Genomic DNA, 23,910 nt, shown 5'->3' with positions numbered 1-23,910 from the left:
CGTGGCTCGACGCTCCGGTATCGCAAGAACATCCCGCGCACAGCGGCGCGGAACATCTGCACATGACCAGTGCGGGCTTACCAGCGATAACGCACGCCCAGCTTGGCGCCAATCGCATTGCTGTCGCCGAAGTTCTGCACGCTGGTGCGCGCCAGCAGTTCGCCATAGACCGTGTAGCGGTCGTCGTTCCAGTTCATCGATGCACCGATGCCCAGGCCGGCCCACAGCGCCTGTTCCTTGCTGACCACGCTGATATCGGCCACGCGCGCCGACGTGCCGTGCAGGAAGTCGTAGTACAGGTTGGTGATGCCGTAGACGTGCGAGCGGCTGGTCTTGCCGTTGGCCGCCGTCCACTTGGTCTCGTGGTCCAGCGACACGCCCAGGCGCGAGACCAGGCTGTTGCCGTTGTCACGCGACACGTTGGCGCCGTACTGGTCGGTGAACGCGTCGAAGCGCACCTGCGACCAGGCAAGCTGCACCTGCGGTGTGATCGACCAGTTGCCGCCCAGCGCGAGCTGGTGGCCGGCTTCCACGCTGGTCGCCACGCCGCTGCCGCGATTGCCGTTGGCCAGCTTGGTGCCAAGCGTCGACGAGCGGATATCGGTGTCGTACCAGGTCACCGTGGCGCGGGCATCGACGTACGCGCCATTGTTGCCATACCACGTCGCCGTGCCGCCAAAGCCGTAGCCCGTGGAATCCACGGCACCGTTGCCGAACATCGACGAGACGCTGGAGTTGGCAATGCCGTAATGGAAGGTCGGACCCACCACCAGCGTGCCGGCCTGGTTCTGGACGACCGGTGCGTCCACACCGCCTTCGAACTTCCACATGCGGACGTTGTAGCTGGCGCTGGTGGTGCTGGTGATCGGATCGATATGGGTGTTCGAGCCTTCCACACGTGCCCAGGCACCCCGGCCGATGATCGGCTTGCCGGCTTCCTGTTCGGCCTGCACCGAGGCGTTGGGCGACCACGAACGATTGCCTACGCGCTGCTGGAGCGTGCCCAGTTCGTTGAGGCGTTGCAGCACGCTGGAATAGGCTTCGTACAGCGGCACGGTCGGAGCCAGCAGCGGGCCGGAGGCGGCCGCTGCCGTAGTGCCGACAACGGCCGGGTCCAGCAGCGTCGAGCGCAGGTACCAGTCACCATCCGTCGGCGTGGACGCGCCATTCTTGAACAGCCGATACCCGTATGCGCCAGCCACGATGGCTTGCTGGCCCTGGAACGTATAGTCGCCAGCCAGGGTGAAAGTACCGTTCGATGCGCCCTGCACGTCGATGATCTTGATACCCTCCGAAGTCAGCGCGCCAGTGCCGCCGACATTGGCCACACGGACCAGGCTGGTGCCCGACGTATCGCCCGTTACCACCAGACGGCCGGTGGCCGACGAATCGCCGCCAAGCACAGTGTTCACGCGCACGGTGCCGCCGTTACCGATGTAGTTACCGGCGACGGTCAGCACGCCCGAGCCACCGCCGAGTGTAACCGTACCGGTGTTGGTGACATTGCCGAAGATCGTGCCGATGCCCGACAGCGTACCGGCGGCGTTCACCGTCACCGGGCTGGTGATCGAGCCATCAATGGCCAGCGTGCCGAGGTTGACGGTGGTAGGGCCAGTGTAGGTCTGGGCAGTATTGAATACCGTGGTACCCGTGCCATTCTGCGCCACACCGCCAGTACCCGAGATGAGGTTGCCGAAGGTGTAGGTGTCCGAGCGGTTGAACGCCAGCGTGGCACCGCTGTTGACCACGACATTGCTAGCCAGGCTGCCGCTGGTGCCACCATTGCCGATCTGCAGCGTGCCCTCGTTGATCGTCCACGGGGTGGTAACCGTGCCGGTGCCGATCAGCGACCAGGTGCTCGCACCGGCCTTCTCGAACTTGTCGAAGTAGCGGTACTGCGCCGTGTCGCCGATGGTCGAGACGTCGAACACGTCATTGGTGGCACCGCCCAGGCGGAAGGTGTCGTTGGTGCCCGTTGCGCTGGCCACGACGTTGCCCACGATGTTGGACCCGGCTTGCAGTTCCAGCGTGGCGCTGCTGGTGGCCGTGGATCCGAACACGATTGCGTTGGCAGCACCATCGCCGGCCTGGACCGTGCCTGAGTTGACCATCGTGATGGCGGCGGTACCGGTCGTGTTGATCGCCACGGCACCGCGGCCGCCCGCGATCAGTCCGCTGTTTTCGATCGATATGGTGCCGCTCGTGAAGCGTATGGCGGCAGCCCCCGCGCCTCCGTTCAGGTCGTTCCCGCCACGAATCGTGCCCTGGTTCACGACGCTAGCCCCCGCAGAGAACGTGATGCCCACGCCAGCCCCGCCAACGCCGTCGCCGCCGTCGATCGTGCCCGATGCAGCGTTGACGAGATTGCCGGCGCCGAGGTAGCTAACACCCACGCCGCCAGCACCAGAGGTCGTCCCGCCCCCCTTGATGGCGCCGTTGTTGATCAGGGTCATCCCGGCAAGGGACATGAGAACACCGATGCCGCCGGCGCCGCTAGTCGTCCGGGTCCCTCCGGTGACCGAGCCGTTATTGATGGAGGTGCCCCCAGCCACGAACAGACCTGTGCCAGGCGCGGTGCCTGTCCCCCCCACATACGTCCCATTGAAAATCATGGTGTCACTGATTCGAAAGGAGGCGTTCGCGTTTCGTGTCAGTACAAAGCCATTCGTATCAAGGGTGATCGGCTTGTTGGCAACGGCAAATGTCGATGCGGCGGACAGCACGAGCGTCACGTCCCCGGTCAGGCGGATCGTGGCCGTCGCATCGGGGTCCGCAGCGGCGGCCGTGAGTGCTGTGTGCAACTCGGCCTCATTGCTGACCAGATACTCGGCGGCCGAAGCGCACACCGGAAACAACAGCGCGACGGCGAGAGTGATGGAGGACGCTTGCGGCGCGCGAGCGCCGCCCTGCCGGATTCCACGACAAAATTTGTACTGCACTGAACTACCCCTATTTGATTTGTTTTAGTTTGAATACAAAGTATTGCGGGGCGAATGGTAGATCACTATTTGATTCATTGCCTCATCAACAGATAACGTCCTGTCGCAAGGCTGCGACGGCGCGCCGCGACGTATCGCCAACGTATTGCCAACGTCACGCAAACGTATTAGAGGAGACGCTCTAAACGTGAATTCCGCCAGGCGGTTTTTTGCAGGATGCGGCTGAAGTCCGGGTCCGGTGGAGCGTCAAAGCTCCTGCGCGCTATGGCGACTGGCGTCCGATTTCAGGCGGGCGTCGAACATCCTGTTCAATGGGAGCGAAAGGCGGGGACGGGGCGGACAGGGGCAACCGTGGGTTGCGATGGATAGCCGGCCGAGGTTTGCACGATGCCGGCCATCAAGCGTCTGGGTACGCTTGCCGGCATCGCAGGGAAGCAGGTCGGTACGGCCGTCTCCGGCGAGACGTTGCGGGCGATTCGAAGCCCTCCGTACCAACTTTGATGGCACGACAACAGGTGGCGCGCAGCGCCACCTCACCCCAGCATCACAGGAACCTGAACAGGTTCATTTGCTGGATCTGCATGAACGATTGCTGCGCACCCTGCAGTGCCGTCTGACGCTGGTAGTACTCGGTGATGGCGGACGCGTAGTCCAGTTCCGTCAGATCCGAGAGCGTCTTGGAGTTGCTCAGGTCGCGGTTCGAGCCGATGGTATCCAGCGCATCGAGTTCGTTCATGCGGGAACCCACCGATGCACGCACCGTCAGCACGTTGTCCAGCGAGTTGTTGTTCTGGCGCAGGCCCGTGGCAATCACGTTCTGCAGGTTGGCCGCGGCTACGTCCTGGGCAGTGCCCGAGTCGATCGGCGTACGCAGCGCGTTGATCACGTCCTTCAGGTTGGCGAACATGTCGGCGCCTGCCTGCTGGGCCGGCTGCAACTTGAACGTGTCGCCGTTGGCGGGTGCGCCCTTGATCGAGAACGACACGCCAGCCACGCTGATGGCGCCGCCGTCCACGTAGTTCGTGGCCGCGCCGACGGCCGTGCCCGTCGTGTCGTCGGTGACCTGGTATTGCGTGACACCGGCACCATTGATCGAGAACTTCACGCTCAGCGAATGGCCGTACAGTGCATTGCTGGGATCGGTCACCGAGATCGAGCTGAAGGTGCCCGTACCGTTGTTCGCGCTGCTGCCCTTGATGACGTAGCCAGCGTTGGCCGTGACGGACTGGAAGATCTCGGCGCCGTTGTTGCCGGATTCCATCTGGCGGGACACGTCCACCTGCAGCAGCTGGTGGCCGGTGTCGCCCTGGTACGTGAGGTTGCCGGCGGCATCGGTCACGAACGGTGCGGCACCGGTCTTCAGGCCAGCGAACAGGTAGTTGCCGTTGCCGTCGTCGGCGTTGGCAAGGCCCACCAGCTGGTCGTACTGGCCCTGCAGGGCCGTTGCCAGCGATGCGCGATCGTTGTCGCTCAGCGTGCCGTTACCGGCGTTCACCAGCAGCGTCTTGATGTTCTGCAGCGCGGTGGTCACCGTCGACAGCGAGTTTTCTTCCAGGCCCAGCGATGCGTTGGCCTGCTTGCGCGATGCGGTGTACTGGCCGTTCACGGCGACCGACTGCGACACGCCCAGCGCGCGCGTGGCGGCGACGGGGTCGTCCGACGGCGTCAGCACGCGGCGGCCGGTAGCCAGTTGCTGCTGTACGTGCAGCAGGTTGGACTGCTGGCTGTTCATCGAGGACAGGCCCTGGTGATACAGGGTGGAGGTTGCGACGCGCATGGCGTGATTCCTTCTTTTCCAGTGTTGTCAGGGATGTCCGCGATCAGGCGATGCTGACCAGCGTGTCGAAGATCGTGCTGGCCGCCTGGATGACCTTGGCGTTGGCCTGGTACAGCTGCTGGAACTTCAGCAGGTTCACGGTTTCCTCGTCCATGTTCACGCCCGACACCGACTGCTGTGCCGTGTAGATCTGGTCCGTGATGCTGTCCTGCGAGGTCGAGGCGATATCGATCGACTTGGCCTTGCTGCCGACGTCGTTGACCAGCTGGGCATACGCGTCATTGAAGCTCGACGTGCCGTTGATGGTCTTGGCGGTCTGCAGCTTCGCCAGCTTGAGCATGTTGCCGTTGTCGGCCACCGCGCCCGTGTTGTTCGACAGCGTGAACGTGTCGCCATTCTGCGGCGTGCCGTTGAAGCTGAACGTCATGCCGTTGATCGTGTAGTCGACACCCGTGGCCGTGGCCGTGGCCGTCGGCTGCGTGGCAAGCACACCGCTTGCGTCGGAAAACACATACTTCGACGTCGCGGAATCGTACTTCGCCGTCAGGCTGCCCGCGAGCAGCGAAAGGGGCTGCGCCACGTTCGTCAGCGACGCCTTCACCGTGCCGGTGTTCTGCGTGCTGGCATCCACGCGCGCCGGCGACGCCGCGGCGATCTTGGCCGGATCGGTGATCAGCGAGCCAAAGCCGGCTGCGGCGTTGCGGGTGGGTTGCACCTCGAACGAGTCACCGCCCCCCATGGCCTTGTTGATGCTGACCGAAAAGCCGTCGGCAGCGATTGCCATCGGATACGTGGCGGTGGCGGCAGGCTTGCTTGCCACAACCTGGTTGTCGGACTTGCGCAGCAGCGTGTAGTTGGTGCCGTCAAACTTCAGCGTGTAGTCGCTGGTCGTCAGGTTGCCGGTGTTGGTGATCGTAGCCGTGGCCACGGCGTTCGACGTGTTCTTGCTGTTCGCGAAGACCGTTGGCGAGCCCAGCGAGAAGACGTCGGTACCGATCGCGCCGTTCAGGTCGATGCCCAGCTTGTGCTGGTCGTTGAACGTCTGGCCGATGGCCAGCGACAGGCGGCCGATGGCGTTCTGCGCGGCGTCCAGCGATTCCGAGCGGAAGCGCAGCAGGCCACCGATCGAACCTCCCGTGACGGCGCCCGGCTCGGCTTCCACGGTGTTGCCGTTGGGCAGCGTGTAGGCGATGGTGGTGCGGCTCGGATCGCTCGACGAAGGCACCGCCTTGATGTCGTAGGAATCGCTGCCCATCACCAGCGGCTGGCCATTGCCGACGAACACGTTGTACGTGCCGCCGTCCTGCACCACCACCTTGGCGCCCACCAGTTCGGTCAGCTTGGCCACGGCCTGGTCGCGCTGGTCGAGCAGGTCGTTGGGAGGCTGGCCGCCGGCTGAGGCGGTCATGCGCGAGATTTCCTTGTTCAGGCTGGCGATCTGCTTCGTGTAGTCGTTCACCTGCGTGACCGACGACTGCAGCTGGGTGTTGATGCCGTTCTGCAGCTGCTTGAAGTAATCGCTCGACGACTTGATCTGGCCCGCCAGCGCCTGCGCCGACGAGATCATGCCCTGGCGCGTGGCCGGGTCCGAAGGCGTGTCCGACACGGCCTGCACGGCCGCGAAGAACTTCTGCATCAGCGGTGCCAGGCCGCCCTTTTCGTCGGCCAGCAGGTTGTCGATCTGGCGAATCTGGTCCGAGTAGGTCGACAGGTCATAGCTGGCGGAGGTAGCGCCACGCAGCTGGCCGGTCAGGAAGCCGTCATACACGCGCTGCACGGTGATCGTGTTCGAACCCTGGCCGTAGAAGCCCGAACCCGTGGCCTGGCCGCCTGCCGACGCAATGATCGTGTTCTGGCGCGTATAGCCCGCCGTGGCCGCGTTGCTGAAGTTGTGGCCGACCGTGGTAAGCCCGTTCTGGGCGACGTTCAGGCCCGACAGACCGATATTAAACAGAGACATGTTTGTCTGACTCCGGATCGAATGGCTAGCCAGCGGCAAACGGCCGACGGCGGTGGATGTGTTGGTTATCGGCGGAAATACGGCGCGACTTTAGCGTCGCAATGCGCTGAAATACGCGCCAGCCGTGAGCAGTCACTCTCATTACAGCCCAACGCAGAAGCGCAAACAGCGCGACCGCTAAACGGTCACGCTGAATGGGGAACGAGAAGGCGGCGTGTGCTGCCGGCATCACCGCCCGGGGTCGTCAGGTCGAGACTTTCTTCATGATCCGCACGAGCTTTTCGCCGTAGGCCGGATCGGTCGCATACCCCGCGCGCTGCAGGCCATGCGCGGCTTCCTCGGCGTTCGAGGCGGTCACCACACCGGCATAGCGCGGGTTGTTGCTGATCAGCTTTGCGTAGTCGTTGCAGGCTTCTTCGTACGAGCCGTAGGCGCGGAATTTCGCGCGCACCTTCTGCGGCTGGCCGTCCACGTATTCGGTGGTCAGGATCTCGGTGGTCGGCCCCTTCCAGTTGGCGCCGGCCTTGATGCCGAACACATTGAAAGTGGTCGAGCCATCGGGATTGCGGATCTCGCGGCGGCCCCAGCCCGACTCCAGCGCGGCCTGGCCCACGATCAGCTTGGCCGGCACGCCCGAGGCGCGCGACGCCGCCATCGCCGGTTCGGCCATGCGGTTGACGAAGCTGCTGATGTGCTCCGGCGAATCGTCCGGCAACTGGCCAAGCTGCGTCTGGCCATTGCCTTGCCAGTCGGCCTGGCCCTGGTACTGGCGCAGGCCGGCCGTGGGGTTCCAGGCCGTACCCGGCAGCGTGGTGCCGACCGGCGTCGGACCATCGGCGTCGGTGGCGCCGCGGCTGTCCAGCAGTTGCGCCATCTGCGAGTCGCGCACGCTCGCGCCGGTGATTCCCCCGGCGGCGTTCATGCCGGCCGGCAGTTGCGTGCCGGTGGCGCGCGCCAACTGGCGGATCATCACATCGGCCAGGCCGATGCCGCGCGACGACAGCTGCTGCGACATCTGCTGGTCCATCATCGACATGTAGAGCTTGGTCTGCTCGTTGTCGAAGAGGCCGTCGGACGGCGTGGCGTCGCGCATGCTCTTGAGCACCATCTGCGTGAACACCGCCTCGAACTGCTTGGCGGCGGCCTGCAGCGTGTTCGAGTTGTTGCCGGCGCGGGCCTGGTTCTTGAGCGCCTCGAACCCCTGGGTATCCAGGGCGAAACGCTGCGAGACATCGGCCTGGCCGCCCAGCGTGTTACCCGCCGACATCAGATGATCTCCAGTTCGGCACGCAGCGCGCCAGCGGAGCGCATGGCCTCCAGGATGGTCTGCAGGTCGGCCGGCGTGGCGCCGAGCGCGTTCAAGCCCTTGACCACGGCTGCCAGCGATGCACCGGCCTTGACGATCTGCAGCGAACCACCGTCACGCTTGAGGTCGATCTGCGACACCGGCGCCACCACGGTCTGGCCCTGGCTGAACGGCGCGGGCTGGCTGATCACCGGCTGCGTATTGATGACCACCGACAGGTTGCCGTGGGCAATCGCGCAGTCTTCCACGGTCACGGCCTGGTTCATCACGATCGAACCGGTGCGGGCGTTCAGGATGACCTTGGCGGCGGCCTTGGCCGGCGTCACGTCGATGCTCTCGATGCGCGCCATGAAGCCCACGCGGGCGGTCGGCGTCTGCGGCGTGCGAACCTGCACCACACGGCCGTCCATTGCCGCGGCAGTGCCCGGGCCCATGTTGCGGTTGATGGCCTCGACCACGCGTTCGGCGGTGCCGAAGTCGGTATCTTTCAGCTCCAGGTTCATGAAGCCGTTCTCGGGCTGGAACGACGCCACGGCACGTTCGACGATGGCGCCATTGGCGATACGGCCCACGGCCAGCTGGTTGATCTGCACCTTGCTGCCGTTGGCGGACGCACCCGCGCCGCCCACCAGCATGTTGCCCTGGGCGATGGCGTACACCTGTCCGTCGGCGCCCTTGAGCGGCGTCATCAGCAGCGTGCCGCCCCGCAGGCTCTTGGCATTGCCCATCGACGACACCACCACGTCCATCTGGCTGCCCGGCTGGGCATACGCCGGCAGCGTGGCGGTGACCATCACGGCGGCCACGTTCTTGAGCTGCATGTTCTTGCCGGCGGGCAGCGTAATGCCCAGCTGCGACAGCATGTTGCTCAAGCTCTGCGTGGTGAACGGCGTCTGCATGGTCTGGTCGCCGGTGTTGTCCAGACCCACGACCAGGCCGTAACCGACCAGCGGGTTGTCGCGCACGCCCTGGAACGTCGCCAGGTTCTTCAGGCGTTCAGCGTGCGCGGCGCCCGCGCCCAGACCCAGCGCGAGCAGGAGCAGCAGCAGGCAGGCAAAAGAGACCGCGCGACCTGAGCGGGAAAGACGGCCGGGCGGGGTGCCAAAAAACGAGCCTGGCTTTTGGAAAGGCATCGGAGGCAGAAACATGGCGGGATCAGTACGGTAAGACATTGAGGAAGAAGCGCTGCAGCCAGCCCATGTTCTGCGCCTCGTCGATGTACCCCTTCGCGGTGTATTCGATGCGCGCATCCGCCACCTGGGTGGACGGCACTGCGTTGTCGCCGGTGATCGTGCGCGGATTGACCACGCCCGAGAAACGAATGAACTCCGCGCCCTGGTTGATCGCCATCTGCTTTTCGCCGGACACCACCAGGTTGCTGTTGGGCAGCACCTCGATCACCGTGACGGTAATCGTGCCGTTGAAGGTGTTGGCGGCGCTGGCGCCGCCTCCGGCCTTCAGCGAGTTGGCGCCGTTGATGTCGGCGTTCTGGCTGGTGCTGAACAGGCCGCTCAGCGCACGCGGCACCGCGTTGAAGGCCAGCGCGGTGCTGCCGGTGCGGTTGGCGTTGGTGGCGGAGTTCTTGCTCGCGTTGACGTTCTCGCTGATCACGATCGTGAGAATGTCGCCAACGTTACGCGGCCGCCGATCCTCGAACAGCGGATTTCCCGCGTACGAGGATGCGTAGATCGAGCCCGTGGCAGGGGCCATCGCGCGCGGCTCGGCGCGTGCGGTGGTGGGCATCTGCACAAGCGGCTCCTTTGGCATCATTGCGCAGCCGCCGCTTGCCAGCGCGGCCAGGCCGACGATGACATAGACGACGATTGCACCGATGCGATACTGCGTGGCGGCCATGGTCATTCCCGTTCTTAACCCATCTGGGTCAGGCGTTGCAGCATCTGGTCGGACGTCTGCACCGCCTTGCTGTTGATTTCGTATGCGCGCTGGGTCTGGATCATGCTGACCAGCTCTTCCACCACGTTCACGTTCGAAGCTTCGACGTAGTTGTTCTGCAGCGTGCCGGCGCCGTTCAGGCCAGGCACCGAGGTGTTCGGCGCGCCCGAGGCATCGGTCTGCACGTACAGGTTTTCACCCAGGCTTTCCAGGCCGGCCGGGTTCGGGAACGTGGCGACCTGGATCTGGCCTACCGTAGCGGCGTTGGTCGAGCCCGGCTGCATCACGGTCACCGTGCCGTCGCGGGCGATGTTGACCGACGTGTAGTTGGCCGGCAGCGTGATGGCCGGATTCAGCACGAAGCCGCTGGACGTCACCAGCTGGCCGTTCGGGTCCACCTGGAACGAGCCGTCACGCGTGTACGAGGTGGTGCCGTCCGGCATCGTCACCTGGAAGAAGCCCTGGCCGATGATGGCCACGTCGCGCGAGTTGCCCGTTTGCGTCGGGTTGCCTTGCGTGTGGATGCGTTCCGTGGCCACGGGGCGCACGCCGGTACCCAGCTGCATGCCCGACGGCAGCACGGTCTGGTCCGACGACAGCGCGCCAGGCTGGCGGATCGTCTGGTACATCAGTTCCTCGAACACCGCGCGGCTGCGCTTGAAGCCCGTGGTCGACACGTTGGCCAGGTTGTTCGAGATCACGTCCATCTGCGTCTGCTGCGCATCAAGGCCGGTCTTGGCGATCCAGAGAGAGCGAATCATGGAGTTGTCCTGGTTCGAAAATTCATTGAGCGTGCGATCGGTGCCGCGCGCTTCATCAGTTGTTCGTCAGCAGCGAATTGGCCCGCTGGTCGTTGGTATCGGCGCCCGTGATCATCTTCATCTGCATCTCGAAGCGGCGCGCATTGGCAATCATGTCCACCATGGCCTCGACCGGGTTGACGTTGCTGCCTTCGATCGCACCCGCAATCACGCGCACGTTGGGGTCCTGCTGCAGCGGGTCCACGCCGGGACGCAGGCGGAAGTAGCCGTCGTCGCCGCGCGCCAGCCCCTCGGGCGGCGGCGTGACCACGCGCAGCTTGCCCACCTGGGCCAGGCCGTTGGCGGCCTCGCCCGGGCCGCGCGCCACGACGCTGCCGTCGGTGCCGATCGACACGGTCGAACCGGGCGGCACGGCGATCGGGCCGCCGTCGCCCATCACGGGGCGGCCGGCGGACGTCTGGAGCTGGCCGTCGGCCGACACCTGCAGCGAACCCGCGCGGGTATAGGCCTCGGAACCGTCGGGCATCTGCACCGCCAGCCAGCCGTTGCCCTGCAGCGCCACGTCGAGATCGCGGCCGGTGTAGGTCAGCGGGCCGGCCTTCATGTCGGCGCCGGGCGTGGACGCAAGCGTGAACGCCCGCGTCTGCATTTCCTGGCCCTGCACCGGGACGGCCCGGTACAGGTTCACCTGCGCCTTGAAAGCCGGCGTCGATGCATTGGCCAGGTTGTTCGATACCGCGGCCTGCTGGTCGAGTATCTGCTTGGCGCCCGACAGGGCGGTGTAGAGCATGCGGTCCATGACGAGTGCTTCAGCCTATGCGTCGATCAGATGTTCACCAGGGTCTGCAGGACGGTGTCCTGCGCCTTGATGGTCTGCGCGTTGGCCTGGTAGTTGCGCTGCGCCACGATCAGGTTCACCAGCTGGCCGGACAGGTCGACGTTCGACTCTTCCACGGCATTCGACTTCAGCGTACCCATCGCGCCACCTGCCGTACCCAGCAGTTCCTGGCCCGATGCACCGGTGGCCGACCACACGTTGTCGCCTTCCGGCTTCAGGCCTTCGACGTTGCCGAACGAAGCCATGGCGATCTGGCCCAGCGACATCGTCTGCTCGTTCGAATACGAACCCAGGATCTGGCCGTCTTCCTGCACCGAGAAGCCCACCAGTGCGCCCGACGTGTAGCCGTTCTGCACGATGCTCTTCGGATCGTTGTCGGCGCCGAACTGCGTGGTGCCGGTCAGGTTGAGCTGGGCGGTCATGGCGGCGGCGCCATTGTTGGCCGGCAGCGTGACGGTCGGCATCGCGGCGGCGGTCGGAGCGCGCAGCGCGCCGTTTGCATCGAACGACAGCGTGACCGTCTGCAGGATGTTGCCGGCGGAATCGGTGACATTCATCGACCAGTCATTGCCACCGAACGCGTTGGTCGGTGCCGCGGCCACGGGCGGGCCTGCCACGACCGACTTGCCGAAGTAGGCGGTCAGCTGCTGCTTGTTGCCCAGCGAGTCGAACACGGTCATGGCCGTGCTGTAGCTGAACATCGACGAGTCCGGCGACACCGGCGGGGTGGCCGCCGGGTTGCTGGCGAACAGGTTGGTCGGCACGGTGCTGCGCGAGTCGAGCTGGAACTGGGCCGCGATGTTCGTGGTGGCCTTCGGCGGCATCTGCGCGTTGCTGATCACGATCGGTTGCGGTGCCACACCGCCGGCGGTCGAGCCAGCCGGGTAGCCGGTGACCTGCAGGCCGGTGGCGTTCACCAGGCGGCCGTCGTCCAGGCGGTTCATCTGGCCGTTACGCGAATAGAACACCTGGCCATCGGAGTTGGTCAGGCGGAAGAAGCCGTTGCCGTTGCTGATGGCCACGTCGAGGTTACGGCCCGACGTCGAGATATTGCCGTTGGTGAACGATTGCACCACGGCGTTCACGCGCGTGCCGAGGCCGATCTTCGAACCTGCGTACACGTCCGCGAACTGCGCGGTCGATTGCTTGAAGCCAACGGTGTTGGCGTTGGCGATGTTGTTACCGATCACGTCCAGGTTGGACGCCGCGGCGTTGAGGCCGCTTACCCCTTGACCAAAACCCATGATGTTTCCCCTAAGTAGGCTGTCGTTCGTGAAATGCCCGCGCGTATGCCCGGACCGGGTGATTCGTTATCAGGAGATGCGGCGCACGTCGTCGACGTTGGCGGTCTTGCCGTCGCCCAGGTCGACCAGCACGCCCGAGCTGTCGCCGCTGATGGCCTGCACCTTGCCGTAGACCAGCGCGATCGGCGTGACGTCCTTGCCGGCGGCGGTAGCCGTCACCTTGAAGGTGTAGTCGCCGTCTGCCACGGCGTTGCCCTGGTCGTTCTTGCCGTCCCAGGCGATGTCATGCACGCCTGCGGTCTGGCCCTTCATGTCGATGTTGCGGACCACGTTGCCGTTCTTGTCCAGCACCTGCACGGTCACGCTGTCGGCCGTCGACGGGACGTCGACGCCGATCTTGCCGGCGACGCCATCGGCCACGCTCACGGCCGAGCCCGGCACCATCACGGTCTTGCCGATCAGGCTGGCGGAATCCATCGCGCGGCTGGCAGCGGTCTGCGTCAGCAGCTGCGTCAGGGTGCCGTTCATGGTCTGCAGGCCGCTCACGGTGCTGATCTGCGCCAGTTGCGACGTCAGCTGGGCGTTGTCCATCGGATTGAGCGGATCCTGGTTGTTCATCTGCGTGACCAGCATCGTCAGGAAGTTGTTCTGCAGGTCGGCCGCGCTGGCGCTGCCGCTTTGCAGGGCCTGGTTCACGGCAGAGTTGGAGGTGCTGCTGCCTACGGTGGAAGTTGCCATGGTTGTTCAGTTGATTCCGGAAGAGATTTCGTTCGGGTCCTGCTGCCGTTACTGACCGATGGTCAGCGTCTTGAGCATCATGTTCTTGGCGGTGTTGAGCACCTCCACGTTGGCCTGGTACGAACGCGACGCCGAGATCATGTTGACCATCTCTTCCACCGGGTTCACGTTGGGCATCGTCACGTAGCCGTTGGCGTCGGCCAGCGGATGCGTGGGGTTGTGGATCATGCGCGGCGCTGCGGAATCTTCCAGCACGCCGGCCACCTGCACGCCGCCCACGTCGGTCTGGCCGGGCGTGGGTGCCATCTCGAAGATGACCTGCTTGGCGCGATACGGCTGGCCGTTCGGCGCCACGGCGCTGTCGGCGTTGGCCAGGTTCGACGCCGTCACGTTCATGCGCTGCGACTGCGCGGCCATGGCCGAGCCGGCCACGTCGAAAATGTTCATGGAAGCCATGGTGTCTCCTTCGTTACTGCTGGATGGCCGACAACATCGTCTTGATCTTCGAGCTCATCACGGTCAGGCCCGCTTCGTAGTGCACCGTGTTGTCGGCAAACGCCACACGCTCGGTGTCCATTTCCACGGTGTTGCCGTCGATGCTCGACTGCAGCGGAATGCGGTACTGCAGGTCGCGGTCGCTCGTGCTCATGGCCGACGCCTGCGCGGGCAGATGGCGTGCGGACGTGGTCGACAGCGACACGCCGTCGCGCTGCTGGTTGCCGCGTTCCACCGACTGGGCCAGCGTGCTGGCGAAATCGAAGTCGCGTGCCTTGTAGCCCGGCGTATCCGCGTGGGCGATGTTGGAGGCGATTACGCCTTGCCGCTGGGTCCGCAAGCTCAGTGCTTCCTGCTGGAAGCGAAACGCCGCATCGAGTCTGTCCATGATGTCTGCCTTTCCTGCAATGGCTTCATTTCGGGGAGAGAGCTGCCGTAGACCTGGGTATACCTGTCGCATACGTCCGGCCGGGCTTCTTCAGGGTTGCCATCTTAGGGGCCGGGTTGTCACGCCAATCGTCTGAATAGGGACGAGAAACCTGCGCATTTCCGGTTCGGCTTCTCGCGCGAGGCTGCCTACAATGGCTCCCACTGACTGGCATGGCCGGACGCCGTTTTTCGGCCCCGGGCCGCGCCGTACAAGGCGCTCCGGTCAACGCGCGACACGGCCCCATTCACGGTGGGCCGGCGCCGCGCGGCGTTTACAGATGTTCAACTGTTGTGCGACGGCATCGCACGCCGGACGGGTATACACGGCGCACCGCCAGCCTCCTGCCCGGCAACCGCTGCCGTCCCCATCCTTGCTGGGATGACCTTATGACTTTCCATCGACAGGCCACTGCGCTGATGGCACTGGCCGGCCTTGCGCTGGCCGGCCCGGTGTCGGCCACCGCCCAGGTCACGCCGGTCGCGCCCCAGGGCGCCCCCCAGGCGCAGACCGCCCGCAATCCTTTTGCCAACGACGATCCCGCGCGGGTCGCCGTCGAACAATTCCTGCAGCGTCAGTCCATCGGGCTGCCGGGCAAGGTCAGCGTGCAGGTGGTGCCGCCGTCGGGCGGCCGCGCACCCGAATGCGTGGACCCCGAGCCGTTCCTGCCCGCCGGCGCCGCGCCGTATGGCCGCGTGAACGTGGGGCTGCGCTGCGGTGGCGAACGCCCCTGGACACGCTATATGCAGGCCCGTGTGTCAGTGCTGACTGACTACTACGTGGCCGCCCGGTCCATGGGCCCCGGCGAGACCATCACGGCGGCCGATCTGGAGTTGCGCCAGGGCGACCTGGGCGCGCTGCCGCGTGCCGTGGTGACCGATCTGTCGCAGGTGGATGGTTCGGTCGTTGCCAATCGCGTCGCGGCCGGATCGCCGATGCGCACCGACCTGATCAAGAAGCCGATTGCCGTGAAATCGGGCCAGACCGTCAACGTGACCGTCATGGGCGATTCGTTCCAGCTGAGCAGCGAAGGCAAGGTACTGACCGACGCGGCCACCGGCAGCGCCGTGCAGGTACGCCTGCGCAACGGCCAGGTGGTGAGCGGCGTGGTCCGCAGCGGCGACACGGTCGTGCTCCAGCAGTAGTCAAAAAAGAAATTGATACATCACTTTTTTGCAGTTTTTGCAGTATCGGGAAGTTAGTCATCACACGGGCTGGGATCCCCGAAGCAGCAGCAAGCAGACAGCCGTACCAACCGGCGCAGACGGACCGTGCGAGAATGCCCGGCCATCTGCTCCGGGATCGGCCCGAAAACCCGGGAATTTGCCGGCGAACAGCCTAAAGTTTCCGGTCTTCAGGTCGATAACTCAGAGGAACCCAGCAAGGATTTCACCGTGAAGATCAACAACTCCACTCCGTCCCGGCCCGCCGACACTGCGGCTACCGAAGGCAACGCCCGTGCGGGCGCCAACGGTGCCACGTCTACGGACCCCTCCGCCCTGACCGGCGTGCGCGTCAGCCCGCTGGCCGCACAGGTGCGCGACATCGGTGCGCGCCTGACGCAGGAAAGCGACAGCGACATCGACGCTGCCAAGGTTGCGGAAGTCCGTCAGGCCATTGCGGAAGGCCGGATCAAGATCGATCCCAGCAAGATCGCCGATGGCCTGCTCGCCTCTTTGCATGAGCTGAGCCAGGGCGGTAGCCAATCCTGAACCTGACATGAGCCAAGCAGCGCTGATCCAGTCCCTTTCGGTAGAAGCCAACGCAATCGCCGCTTTCGGGCGCGCCCTCTCGGAAGAGCGCGACGCCATCAAGCGGCAGGATTTCCAGGCACTGAGCGAACTGCTCAACAAGAAGATGGAACTGGCTCAGGCGCTGACCCGCGCCTCCGCCACGCGCGAGGCGCAGATGATCGCCCTTGGCCTGCGCGTGGGCGACGGCGGCCTGCTGGTTGGCCGCGAGGTGGAACCGGCCGTGGCCGAGGCCTGGCGCAAGGTGGTGTTCTTCGCCCACAAGGCCAAGGACGCCAACGACCTGAATGGCGCCATCGTCAACGCCCATCTGGAATTCACGCAGGAAGCCATCCAGGTGCTGCGCCAGGGCGGCATGACACCGAACGAGATGTACGGCCGCGATGGCAAGGCCCAGGCGGCCGCCAGCGGCGTGAGCCTGGCGGCAGGCTGAAGTATCACGCCGGGCGCGGGTGCGTCAGCGCCTGCCTACGCAAGGCTCGGCCATTGCCTGATCGCGAACGACGGGCATCCTCCCTACATTGACATTGAGCCACCCGCTGCAGCCTGCCGGCGCAGCGGAGTGACGTCCGGTAACCAAAACAATGTCCGGAGGTACAGCCATGTCATTCCTGCTCTATGTGATCGGTCTCGTGGTGCTGGTGGGCGGTATCGCCTGGGGGCTATCCGTGGCCGGCGTGGCGCATGTCTATATCGGCATCGCCTGCGTGATCGTGCTCGGCATCGGCATCATGTCGGCGGTCTCGCGTACCCGCACCAAGGATCCTTCCTGATTGCCACGACTGGCTGACACCGCCGTGGAACTCGACCGCACGACGCCGGGCCTGGCCCGGCCGATGCCTCCGCAGAATGTAAACATTGCGGAACATGGGCCCCGCTCTATACACTCGAAGCGTTCAGATCTCCGCACGGTGATCGCCGCCATGTTCGAGGCCCTGCGAAAAACAACCAGCGCGCTGTTAGACCCCGACCGACGATTCCGGCAAGCCCGCATCTTCCATGCCACGCGCGTGGCGCTGGCCTTGCTGGTGTCGATTGCGCTCACTACCGGCATCAATATTCCGCACGGCGAATGGGCCACCATCACCGTGCTGGTGGTCATCGGCGGGCTGCAGCACCACGGCAATATCCGCCGGCGGGCCGCCGAACGCGGCGCCGGCACGGTGATCGGCGCCCTGATCGGCCTGTTCCTGATCATCCAGGAAAACTACTTCGGCATCCCCACGCTGACCTGGGGCCTGATGGCCGTCATCTGCGGCTATTGCGCCTACCACGCCGTAGGCAAGGGCGGATATATCGCCTTGCTGGCGGCCGTGACCGTGGTCATTACGGCCGGGCACGGCAACCAGGACGTCTATGACGCGCTGTGGCGCACCGTCGATGTCCTGATCGGCACCGCCATCGCGCTGGTGTTCTCATTCGCATTCCCGGCGTATGCGTCATATTCCTGGCGGTTCAAGCTGGCCAGCCTGCTACGCGCGTGTGCGGCGGTGCATGCCAAGATCGAGCGGGGCCAGCGCGACGAGAAAGAACGGCAGCAGGACATGATGAAGCTGTCGGGGCTGCTGGTGCAGATGCGCAGCCTGATTCCGTCGGTGTCCAAGGAAACCCGGGTGCCCACGGCCGACCTGGAAGAAGTCCAGCACAGCGCCCGCGTCTGCATCAGCGCCCTGGAGATGCTGGCCGCCATCGACCCCGATGCCGTGGAAGACACCAGCGACGAGCACAACATCCGCGACCTGCTGCTGGAGATGGCGTCCGCGCTGGAAGCCGCCGACGAGACGATGGTGCATCTGCACCCTTCGCTGCCATCGCCGCACCCCGACGACCCGTCGATCGGGCAAAGCTCCCATGCCTTCCTGACCTTGCAGTTGTCGGCCGAACTGGCCCACCTGCGCGATCACCTGTCGCAGATGGCGGCGCAAACCCGCTTTCCGTACGGCGCCCACTGACCGGCCGGCGGCGCCCCTGCCCGAGCCCGTTCGGGTTCGCTTACCTGCGATCCGCCATCGCGATCCGCAACGCCAGCGCACCCAGCACCGTACCCATGACATAGCGCTGGGCGCGCAGCCATCGCTCGCTGCGCGACAGGAATGCCGTGATGCCCGACGCGCCAAGCACCAGCAGGCAGTTCACCGCGCCACTGACGCCGATCTGCACGGCACCAAGCTGCAGGCTCTGCATCAGCACCGAGCCGTTTTCGGGATGCAGGAATTGCGGGAAGAACGACAGGTAGAACATGGCGACCTTGGGATTCAGCAGGTTCGTGACGAACCCCATGCTGAACAGCTTGCGCGGCGGATCGGCCGGCAACGTGCGCGCCTGGAACGGCGCGGTGCCGCCCGGACGCACCGCCTGCCAGGCCAGCCAGAGCAGGTAGGCCGCGCCCATCAGCCGGATCGCATCGAACGCGAATGGCACGGCCATCAGCAAGGCGGTCAGGCCCAGAGACGCCGCCATCAGGTGGACGACAAAACCAAGCAGCACGCCCGCCAGCGAAACCAGTCCGGCGCCTCGTCCCTGGCAGAGCGCGCGCGACACGCAGTAGATCATGTTCGGGCCCGGTGTCAGCACCAGGATCAGACAGGCCAGGGAGAAGAACGCGAGTTCGTGCCAGGTGAGCATGATGGGGGCTTCCCGATGAGATGTTCTTGTTGGTCTTGTCGAAAGGGACGGGCCATTATAGGGCGGCCTCCCGCGCCGTGTCAGACAACATCCCCTTGCCTAATGCGCCGCACTCGGCCACATTGAGGACACCCCGTCCCGGTGTGCCGCCATGCAACTCCTCGACGCCCGTATCCGCCTGGTGCTCCGGCACCCCGGCCGGTTCCTGCTCGATGCGCTGGTCCACTTTCGCGCCAACCAGGGCCTGCTGCTGGCCGGCGCCGTGGCCTACTACGCGCTGCTCTCGATCGTGCCGCTGCTGATCCTGATGCTGATCGGCCTGTCGCAGGTGCTGGATCCCGTCGAACTGCTCGAAACGTTGGAGCGCTACCTGGAATGGCTGCTGCCAGGACAATCTCATGCGCTGGTCACCGAACTGGCCCGCTTTCTCAACAATCGCGGCGTCATCGGCTGGGTGCTGGCCATTACGATGGTTTTCTTCAGCTCGCTGGCGTTCACGGTACTGGAAAACGCGATGTCGGTGATCTTCATCCATCGCGTGGCCATCCGGCGGCGCCATTTCCTGGTGTCCGCGATCCTGCCCTATTGCTACATCCTCGTGCTCAGCATCGGGCTGCTGATCGTGACCGTGGTGGCGGGCGGCCTGCAGACCATCGGCGAACGGCACCTGGAGGTACTGGGCCACGACTGGTCGCTGGGCCGACTGTCCGGCTGGCTGCTCTACGGGCTCGGTTTCCTGGGCGAGATCCTGCTGCTGACGTCGATCTACCTGGTGATGCCGGTGGGCCGGCTGTCCGTGCGGCACGCGCTGGCCGGCGCGGTCTTTGCCGCCGTCCTGTGGGAAATCTCGCGCCATGTGCTGGTTTGGTACTTTTCGACACTTTCCCAGGTCGGCAAGGTCTATGGATCGTTGACCACGGCCATCGTCGTGCTGCTCAGCCTGGAGATTGCCGCCACGCTGCTGCTGTTCGGCGCACAGATCATTGCGGATTTCGAGCGGGGCGGCGAGCCCCGCCAGATGACCGGCGATACCGGGAGCTTCCGCACGTGACCGTCATCGCCAAAAGTTGATAATTCATCACACGCAGCGGGCAAATACCCGAGCGCCGTACTCGAACTCTTCTATAAGACATAAGAATCGAGAATTTTGCAGGTTCCCGATTCCGATCTAAATTGATGAACTTGCACGCCATTGCGTGCTGAAGCCTGACAGATGCGCAAAGCAGCGTTGAATGCCGCTGCATACAGCACACAAATTTCACATGAAGGAGCGTACCTCCGCCATGCAAAATCAGGCAAAATTCGAATCTTGCCCCGCACCGCGACCCGGGCGTGGCATTTCCCAACCCGAATTTGATGCGAGATAAGCGATGAGCAACCAGCAGCCCACCATCATCTACACCCTAACCGACGAAGCTCCGCTGCTGGCCACCAGTGCCTTCCTGCCTATCATCCGCACGTTCACCGGCCCGGCCGGCGTGAACGTGGAGACCAGCGACATCTCGGTGGCTGGCCGTATCCTGGGCGAATTCCCGGAATTCCTGACCGAAGAACAGCGCGTGCCGGACAACCTGGCCGAACTGGGCCGCCTGACGCAGGACCCGGACACCAACATCATCAAGCTGCCGAACATCAGCGCCTCGGTGTTCCAGCTGGTCAGCGCGATCAAGGAACTGCAGTCGAAGGGCTACAAGATCCCCGACTTCCCCGAAGATCCGAAGACCGACGAAGAGAAGGCCATCCAGAAGCGCTACTCGAAGTGCCTGGGCAGCGCCGTGAACCCGGTGCTGCGCGAAGGCAACTCCGACCGCCGCGCGCCGGCCGCCGTCAAGAACTACGCCCGCAAGCACCCGCACAGCATGGGTGACTGGAGCATGGCCTCGCGCACGCACGTGGCCCACATGAAGCACGGCGACTTCTACCACGGCGAAAAGTCGATCACGCTGGACAAGGCACGTGAAGTCCGCATGGAACTGGCGACCAAGAGCGGCAAGACCGTGGTGCTGAAGCCGAAGGTCGCGCTGCAGGACGGCGAGGTCATCGACAGCATGTTCATGAGCAAGAAGGCCCTGCTGGCCTTCTATGAAGACCAGATGGAAGACGCGCGCAAGACCGGCGTCATGCTGAGCCTGCACGTCAAGGCCACCATGATGAAGGTGTCGCACCCGATCGTGTTCGGCCACGCAGTCAAGGTCTTCTACAAGGACGCCTTCGCCAAGCACCAGAAGCTGTTCGACGAACTGGGCGTGAACGTCAACAACGGCCTGGTGGACCTGTACACCAAGATCGACGCGCTGCCGGAGTCGAAGAAGGAAGAAGTCATCCGCGACATGCACGCCTGCCACGAGCATCGTCCGGAACTGGCGATGGTGGATTCGGCCAAGGGCATCTCGAACCTGCACGCACCGAACGACGTGATCGTCGACGCATCGATGCCGGCCATGATCCGTATCGGCGGCAAGATGTGGGGTGCCGACGGCCGTACCAAGGACACCAAGTGCCTGATCCCGGAATCGACGTTCGCCCGCATCTATCAGGAAATCATCAACTTCTGCAAGACCAACGGCGCCTTCGACCCGGTGACGATGGGCACGGTGCCGAACGTCGGCCTGATGGCGCAGAAGGCTGAAGAATACGGTTCGCACGACAAGACCTTCGAGATCCCCGAAGACGGCGAAGCCCGCATCGTCGACAACGCCACCGGCGAAGTGCTGACGGCGCTGACGCAGCAGGTCGAGCAGGGCGACATCTGGCGCATGTGCCAGGTCAAGGACGCACCGATCCGCGACTGGGTGAAGCTGGCCGTCACGCGCGCCCGCAACTCGGGCATGCCGGCCGTGTTCTGGCTGGACCCGTACCGTCCGCACGAGGCCGAACTGATCAAGAAGGTGGAAACCTACCTGAAGGATTACGACACCAAGGGCCTGGACATCCAGATCATGTCGCAAGTGCGCGCCATGCGTTACACGCTGGAGCGCGTGATCCGCGGCCTGGACACCATCTCGGTGACCGGCAATATCCTGCGCGACTACCTGACCGACCTGTTCCCGATCATGGAACTGGGCACCAGCGCCAAGATGCTGTCGATCGTGCCGCTGATGGCCGGTGGCGGCATGTACGAAACGGGCGCGGGCGGTTCGGCTCCGAAGCACGTGCAGCAGCTGGTGGAAGAAAACCACCTGCGCTGGGATTCGCTGGGTGAATTCCTGGCCCTGGCCGTGTCGCTGGAAGAGCTGGGCATCAAGTCGGGCAACAACCGCGCAAAGGTACTGGCCAAGACGCTGGACGCCGCAACCGGCAAGCTGCTGGACAACGCCAAGAGCCCGTCGCCGAAGACCGGCCAGCTCGACAACCGCGGCAGCCAGTTCTACCTGGCCATGTACTGGGCCCAGGAACTGGCCGCGCAAACGGAAGACGCCGACCTGGCAAAGACGTTCGCGCCGCTGGCAAAGACGCTGACGGAAAACGAGAAGACCATCATCGGCGAACTGGGCGACGTCCAGGGCAAGCCGGTGGAAATCGGCGGTTACTACAAGCCGGACGACGCCAAGCTCGAAGCCATCATGCGCCCGAGCAAGACGCTGAACGCAGCGCTGGAAACCGTGAAGGCCTAAGCGCTTGATCCTGGCATCATGTGGGCCGCCCGCGCAGACCCCATGATGCATCGGACAAAAAAACGCCCCGTGGCAGAGATGCCACGGGGCGTTTTTTGTTGCTTCCAGCTTGCGGCCGGCTATCCTGCCTTGCTGCATTTCCCCTGGACCAGCGCGGAGCCGGTAAAGGCCACATCCAGATATGGCACTTGCACTTCCGCGAAATAGGCCATCGTTGCGGCGTCCAGCGGCAGGAATACCTGCGCGCGCGTGCCCATGGCGCCCTCTGGCACGGTCCATTCGGTCGACATGATGCCGTTGATGGCTACCATCTGCGCGGTCCCGCCCGTCGAGTTCCTGGAGAAATTCGTGTAGAGCGTAGTGGCGGTTCCAGAGGCAACGTCGGTGATCTCGCCATCGGCGGAAATCGTGAACGCGCCCGATTGCATCGTTCCATCCATCACGACAGGTATGCCCAGCTTCGGAGACCGCAGAAACGACACGGCAGGCTGCGCGCACGTCCAGCGACCGGCCACCTGAGCGGCACTCAGCGTCTGTACGGGACGGAAGATCGCGACGCCGGTGACCGGATCACCCATGTTGTTGGGATAGTTCAGGTCAAGGTAGAGCGTTTGCACGCCGTTGGCTGGCAGGGCGAACACGCGCCCCTGGAGCTGCCCGCCCAGCGTCAGTTCGTACGCGCCCGGATAGCGGGTCTGGTCGGCCAGCGTCAGGCTGCCGAGCGCCGCGTTGCTGCAGGTGTCGCTGTACCCTGCCTGGCACATGCGCACCGACCCATCGGCACCGAGCCGCATCTGGCTGGCAAATCCGAACTGCACCTGCAGGTTGCCACTTGACGCGTAGTACGTGGACTGCGTGCTGATCAGGCTGTAGGTGCCGGCCAGGCTGGCGGGCGTTTGGACCGTCGACACGCTGCTGGCACTGATATGCCCCGACAGCTTGCCACCGCCAAGCTGTTTCGGCAGCCCCGCGATTTCGCCGGTCAACGTCGTGCCCGATACCGTGAACGCCGCCGTGATCGACCCGATCAGCGCCGACACAAAGGCAGGCGGCGGATCTGCGGCGTCCACGGCAAGGTTGGCGACGGTGTAGACGCCACCGTTCTTCGTATAGTCGCCGACCAGCGTGCCGCTGAGACCGAATGCGGAATCCGCAAACCGGATCTTGAGCTTGCCGGCTGCCGGCGCATCGAGCGTGACGGCGATGGTGTCCCCGAAACTGATGACGCCCATATAGGTGACGGCGGCGGGCGTGACCGATCCGCCGCCACCATTGTCTCCGGTGCCCCCCGAGCCCCCGGTACCACCAGTGCCCCCGCTACCGCCGGCGCCTGCCGAGCCATTGCCGGCACTGCTTCCTGCCCCGCTGCTTCCCCCGTCACCCCCGCCACACCCGGCCAATGCCAGGCTGACGATCCATGCACCCGCCAGTGCACCCAATGCCCGTTGCGTCGTCGCAATCTTCATGCTGCCCCTCTTCCCCGTCTGTTGTTTTGCTGCATGCACGTGTTGCGCCGTGGTTTCGCATCAGGGCAACGCGTGC

Annotated in this window: 21 protein-coding genes; 7 read left to right on the top strand and 14 right to left on the bottom strand. The window is 64.6% G+C overall.

The window, feature by feature from the left end:
- Positions 1 to 77: 77 nt before the first annotated feature.
- From ACOABP_RS25315 to flgB, 12 genes are all read right to left on the bottom strand, one after another.
- Positions 78 to 2,468 carry an autotransporter family protein gene (locus ACOABP_RS25315; protein WP_474228407.1) on the bottom strand — a complete coding sequence of 797 codons (2,391 nt, stop codon included), beginning with the start codon at positions 2,466 to 2,468 and terminating at the stop codon, positions 78 to 80.
- Between the two features lie 1,015 nt (positions 2,469 to 3,483).
- Positions 3,484 to 4,716 (bottom strand): flagellar hook-associated protein FlgL, encoded by a 1,233-nt coding sequence (gene flgL / locus ACOABP_RS25310; protein ID WP_474228405.1) that lies wholly within the window; start codon positions 4,714 to 4,716, stop codon positions 3,484 to 3,486.
- A 43-nt stretch (positions 4,717 to 4,759) separates the two neighbouring features.
- Entirely contained in the window at positions 4,760 to 6,676 is a 1,917-nt protein-coding gene (gene flgK, locus ACOABP_RS25305; RefSeq protein ID WP_474228403.1) for a flagellar hook-associated protein FlgK, read from the bottom strand.
- A gap of 244 nt (positions 6,677 to 6,920) precedes the next feature.
- Entirely contained in the window at positions 6,921 to 7,943 is a 1,023-nt protein-coding gene (flgJ, locus tag ACOABP_RS25300) for a flagellar assembly peptidoglycan hydrolase FlgJ (protein WP_474228402.1), read from the bottom strand.
- Positions 7,943 to 9,130 (bottom strand): flagellar basal body P-ring protein FlgI, encoded by a 1,188-nt coding sequence (locus ACOABP_RS25295; protein WP_474228401.1) that lies wholly within the window; start codon positions 9,128 to 9,130, stop codon positions 7,943 to 7,945. The genes flgJ and ACOABP_RS25295 overlap by 1 nt, the downstream gene beginning before the upstream one ends.
- A 7-nt stretch (positions 9,131 to 9,137) precedes the next feature.
- The gene (gene flgH / locus ACOABP_RS25290; protein ID WP_474228400.1) at positions 9,138 to 9,842 is read right to left on the bottom strand and encodes a flagellar basal body L-ring protein FlgH; all 705 of its coding nucleotides are present in this window, start codon (positions 9,840 to 9,842) and stop codon (positions 9,138 to 9,140) included.
- Between the two features lie 8 nt (positions 9,843 to 9,850).
- Positions 9,851 to 10,636, bottom strand: a complete 786-nt coding sequence (flgG, locus tag ACOABP_RS25285) for a flagellar basal-body rod protein FlgG (RefSeq protein ID WP_066742408.1) — start codon at positions 10,634 to 10,636, stop codon at positions 9,851 to 9,853.
- A gap of 55 nt (positions 10,637 to 10,691) precedes the next feature.
- Positions 10,692 to 11,435, bottom strand: coding sequence for a flagellar basal-body rod protein FlgF (gene flgF / locus ACOABP_RS25280; protein ID WP_474228398.1), 744 nt, complete (start codon positions 11,433 to 11,435; stop codon positions 10,692 to 10,694).
- Between the two features lie 26 nt (positions 11,436 to 11,461).
- The gene (gene flgE, locus ACOABP_RS25275; protein ID WP_066742415.1) at positions 11,462 to 12,718 is read right to left on the bottom strand and encodes a flagellar hook protein FlgE; all 1,257 of its coding nucleotides are present in this window, start codon (positions 12,716 to 12,718) and stop codon (positions 11,462 to 11,464) included.
- 69 nt (positions 12,719 to 12,787) lie between these two features.
- Positions 12,788 to 13,456, bottom strand: a complete 669-nt coding sequence (locus ACOABP_RS25270) for a flagellar hook assembly protein FlgD (protein ID WP_474228396.1) — start codon at positions 13,454 to 13,456, stop codon at positions 12,788 to 12,790.
- A gap of 48 nt (positions 13,457 to 13,504) precedes the next feature.
- The gene (gene flgC / locus ACOABP_RS25265; protein ID WP_066742421.1) at positions 13,505 to 13,912 is read right to left on the bottom strand and encodes a flagellar basal body rod protein FlgC; all 408 of its coding nucleotides are present in this window, start codon (positions 13,910 to 13,912) and stop codon (positions 13,505 to 13,507) included.
- 13 nt (positions 13,913 to 13,925) lie between these two features.
- Entirely contained in the window at positions 13,926 to 14,342 is a 417-nt protein-coding gene (flgB, locus tag ACOABP_RS25260) for a flagellar basal body rod protein FlgB (protein ID WP_474230544.1), read from the bottom strand.
- A 425-nt stretch (positions 14,343 to 14,767) separates the two neighbouring features.
- On the opposite strand from flgB, the gene flgA reads away from it, so the two are divergent.
- The 5 genes from flgA to ACOABP_RS25235 all read left to right on the top strand — a co-directional run bounded on the left by flgA (position 14,768) and on the right by ACOABP_RS25235 (position 18,081).
- Positions 14,768 to 15,523 carry a flagellar basal body P-ring formation chaperone FlgA gene (gene flgA, locus ACOABP_RS25255; RefSeq protein WP_474228395.1) on the top strand — a complete coding sequence of 252 codons (756 nt, stop codon included), beginning with the start codon at positions 14,768 to 14,770 and terminating at the stop codon, positions 15,521 to 15,523.
- Between the two features lie 249 nt (positions 15,524 to 15,772).
- Complete coding sequence (flgM, locus tag ACOABP_RS25250; protein WP_474228394.1) at positions 15,773 to 16,090, top strand: flagellar biosynthesis anti-sigma factor FlgM; 318 nt, start codon at positions 15,773 to 15,775, stop codon at positions 16,088 to 16,090.
- A 7-nt stretch (positions 16,091 to 16,097) separates the two neighbouring features.
- The gene (locus ACOABP_RS25245; protein ID WP_474228393.1) at positions 16,098 to 16,562 is read left to right on the top strand and encodes a flagellar protein FlgN; all 465 of its coding nucleotides are present in this window, start codon (positions 16,098 to 16,100) and stop codon (positions 16,560 to 16,562) included.
- A 169-nt stretch (positions 16,563 to 16,731) separates the two neighbouring features.
- A complete protein-coding gene (locus tag ACOABP_RS25240; RefSeq protein WP_197497592.1) occupies positions 16,732 to 16,902 on the top strand; it encodes a hypothetical protein in 171 nt (56 codons plus the stop codon).
- A 150-nt stretch (positions 16,903 to 17,052) separates the two neighbouring features.
- On the top strand, positions 17,053 to 18,081 hold the full coding sequence (locus tag ACOABP_RS25235; protein WP_474228392.1) for an FUSC family protein: 1,029 nt from the start codon (positions 17,053 to 17,055) through the stop codon (positions 18,079 to 18,081).
- A gap of 40 nt (positions 18,082 to 18,121) precedes the next feature.
- Here the strand turns inward: ACOABP_RS25235 and ACOABP_RS25230 are convergent, their stop codons facing one another.
- Positions 18,122 to 18,754, bottom strand: a complete 633-nt coding sequence (locus ACOABP_RS25230; protein WP_474228390.1) for a LysE family translocator — start codon at positions 18,752 to 18,754, stop codon at positions 18,122 to 18,124.
- Positions 18,755 to 18,905: 151 nt separating this feature from the next.
- Here ACOABP_RS25230 and ACOABP_RS25225 point away from each other — a divergent pair, with 151 nt between their 5' ends.
- Both ACOABP_RS25225 and ACOABP_RS25220 read left to right on the top strand, forming a co-directional pair.
- Positions 18,906 to 19,805, top strand: a complete 900-nt coding sequence (locus ACOABP_RS25225) for a YihY/virulence factor BrkB family protein (protein WP_474228388.1) — start codon at positions 18,906 to 18,908, stop codon at positions 19,803 to 19,805.
- A gap of 319 nt (positions 19,806 to 20,124) precedes the next feature.
- A complete protein-coding gene (locus ACOABP_RS25220) occupies positions 20,125 to 22,368 on the top strand; it encodes an NADP-dependent isocitrate dehydrogenase (RefSeq protein WP_474228386.1) in 2,244 nt (747 codons plus the stop codon).
- A 119-nt stretch (positions 22,369 to 22,487) separates the two neighbouring features.
- Here ACOABP_RS25220 and ACOABP_RS25215 read toward each other — a convergent pair whose 3' ends face one another.
- Positions 22,488 to 23,834, bottom strand: a complete 1,347-nt coding sequence (locus ACOABP_RS25215; protein ID WP_474228384.1) for a hypothetical protein — start codon at positions 23,832 to 23,834, stop codon at positions 22,488 to 22,490.
- Positions 23,835 to 23,910: the final 76 nt, after the last annotated feature.

The organism is Cupriavidus sp. HE11 (genome assembly GCF_056097175.1).
This window is presented reverse-complemented; position numbering and strand designations above follow the sequence as displayed.

Coding starts and splice junctions, on each gene's coding strand:
- ACOABP_RS25215 (WP_474228384.1), bottom strand. CDS start 23,834: ATGAAGATTGCGACGACGCAACGGGCATTGGGTGCACTGGCGGGTGCA.
- ACOABP_RS25220 (WP_474228386.1), top strand. CDS start 20,125: ATGAGCAACCAGCAGCCCACCATCATCTACACCCTAACCGACGAAGCT.
- flgE (WP_066742415.1), bottom strand. CDS start 12,718: ATGGGTTTTGGTCAAGGGGTAAGCGGCCTCAACGCCGCGGCGTCCAAC.
- ACOABP_RS25225 (WP_474228388.1), top strand. CDS start 18,906: ATGCAACTCCTCGACGCCCGTATCCGCCTGGTGCTCCGGCACCCCGGC.
- ACOABP_RS25235 (WP_474228392.1), top strand. CDS start 17,053: ATGTTCGAGGCCCTGCGAAAAACAACCAGCGCGCTGTTAGACCCCGAC.
- ACOABP_RS25315 (WP_474228407.1), bottom strand. CDS start 2,468: ATGTCCCTTGCCGGGATGACCCTGATCAACAACGGCGCCATCAAGGGG.
- flgJ (WP_474228402.1), bottom strand. CDS start 7,943: ATGTCGGCGGGTAACACGCTGGGCGGCCAGGCCGATGTCTCGCAGCGT.
- ACOABP_RS25240 (WP_197497592.1), top strand. CDS start 16,732: ATGTCATTCCTGCTCTATGTGATCGGTCTCGTGGTGCTGGTGGGCGGT.
- flgH (WP_474228400.1), bottom strand. CDS start 9,842: ATGACCATGGCCGCCACGCAGTATCGCATCGGTGCAATCGTCGTCTAT.
- flgL (WP_474228405.1), bottom strand. CDS start 4,716: ATGCGCGTCGCAACCTCCACCCTGTATCACCAGGGCCTGTCCTCGATG.
- ACOABP_RS25270 (WP_474228396.1), bottom strand. CDS start 13,456: ATGGCAACTTCCACCGTAGGCAGCAGCACCTCCAACTCTGCCGTGAAC.
- ACOABP_RS25245 (WP_474228393.1), top strand. CDS start 16,098: ATGAGCCAAGCAGCGCTGATCCAGTCCCTTTCGGTAGAAGCCAACGCA.
- flgK (WP_474228403.1), bottom strand. CDS start 6,676: ATGTCTCTGTTTAATATCGGTCTGTCGGGCCTGAACGTCGCCCAGAAC.
- flgC (WP_066742421.1), bottom strand. CDS start 13,912: ATGGCTTCCATGAACATTTTCGACGTGGCCGGCTCGGCCATGGCCGCG.
- flgA (WP_474228395.1), top strand. CDS start 14,768: ATGACTTTCCATCGACAGGCCACTGCGCTGATGGCACTGGCCGGCCTT.
- flgF (WP_474228398.1), bottom strand. CDS start 11,435: ATGGACCGCATGCTCTACACCGCCCTGTCGGGCGCCAAGCAGATACTC.
- flgG (WP_066742408.1), bottom strand. CDS start 10,636: ATGATTCGCTCTCTCTGGATCGCCAAGACCGGCCTTGATGCGCAGCAG.
- ACOABP_RS25295 (WP_474228401.1), bottom strand. CDS start 9,130: ATGTTTCTGCCTCCGATGCCTTTCCAAAAGCCAGGCTCGTTTTTTGGC.
- ACOABP_RS25230 (WP_474228390.1), bottom strand. CDS start 18,754: ATGCTCACCTGGCACGAACTCGCGTTCTTCTCCCTGGCCTGTCTGATC.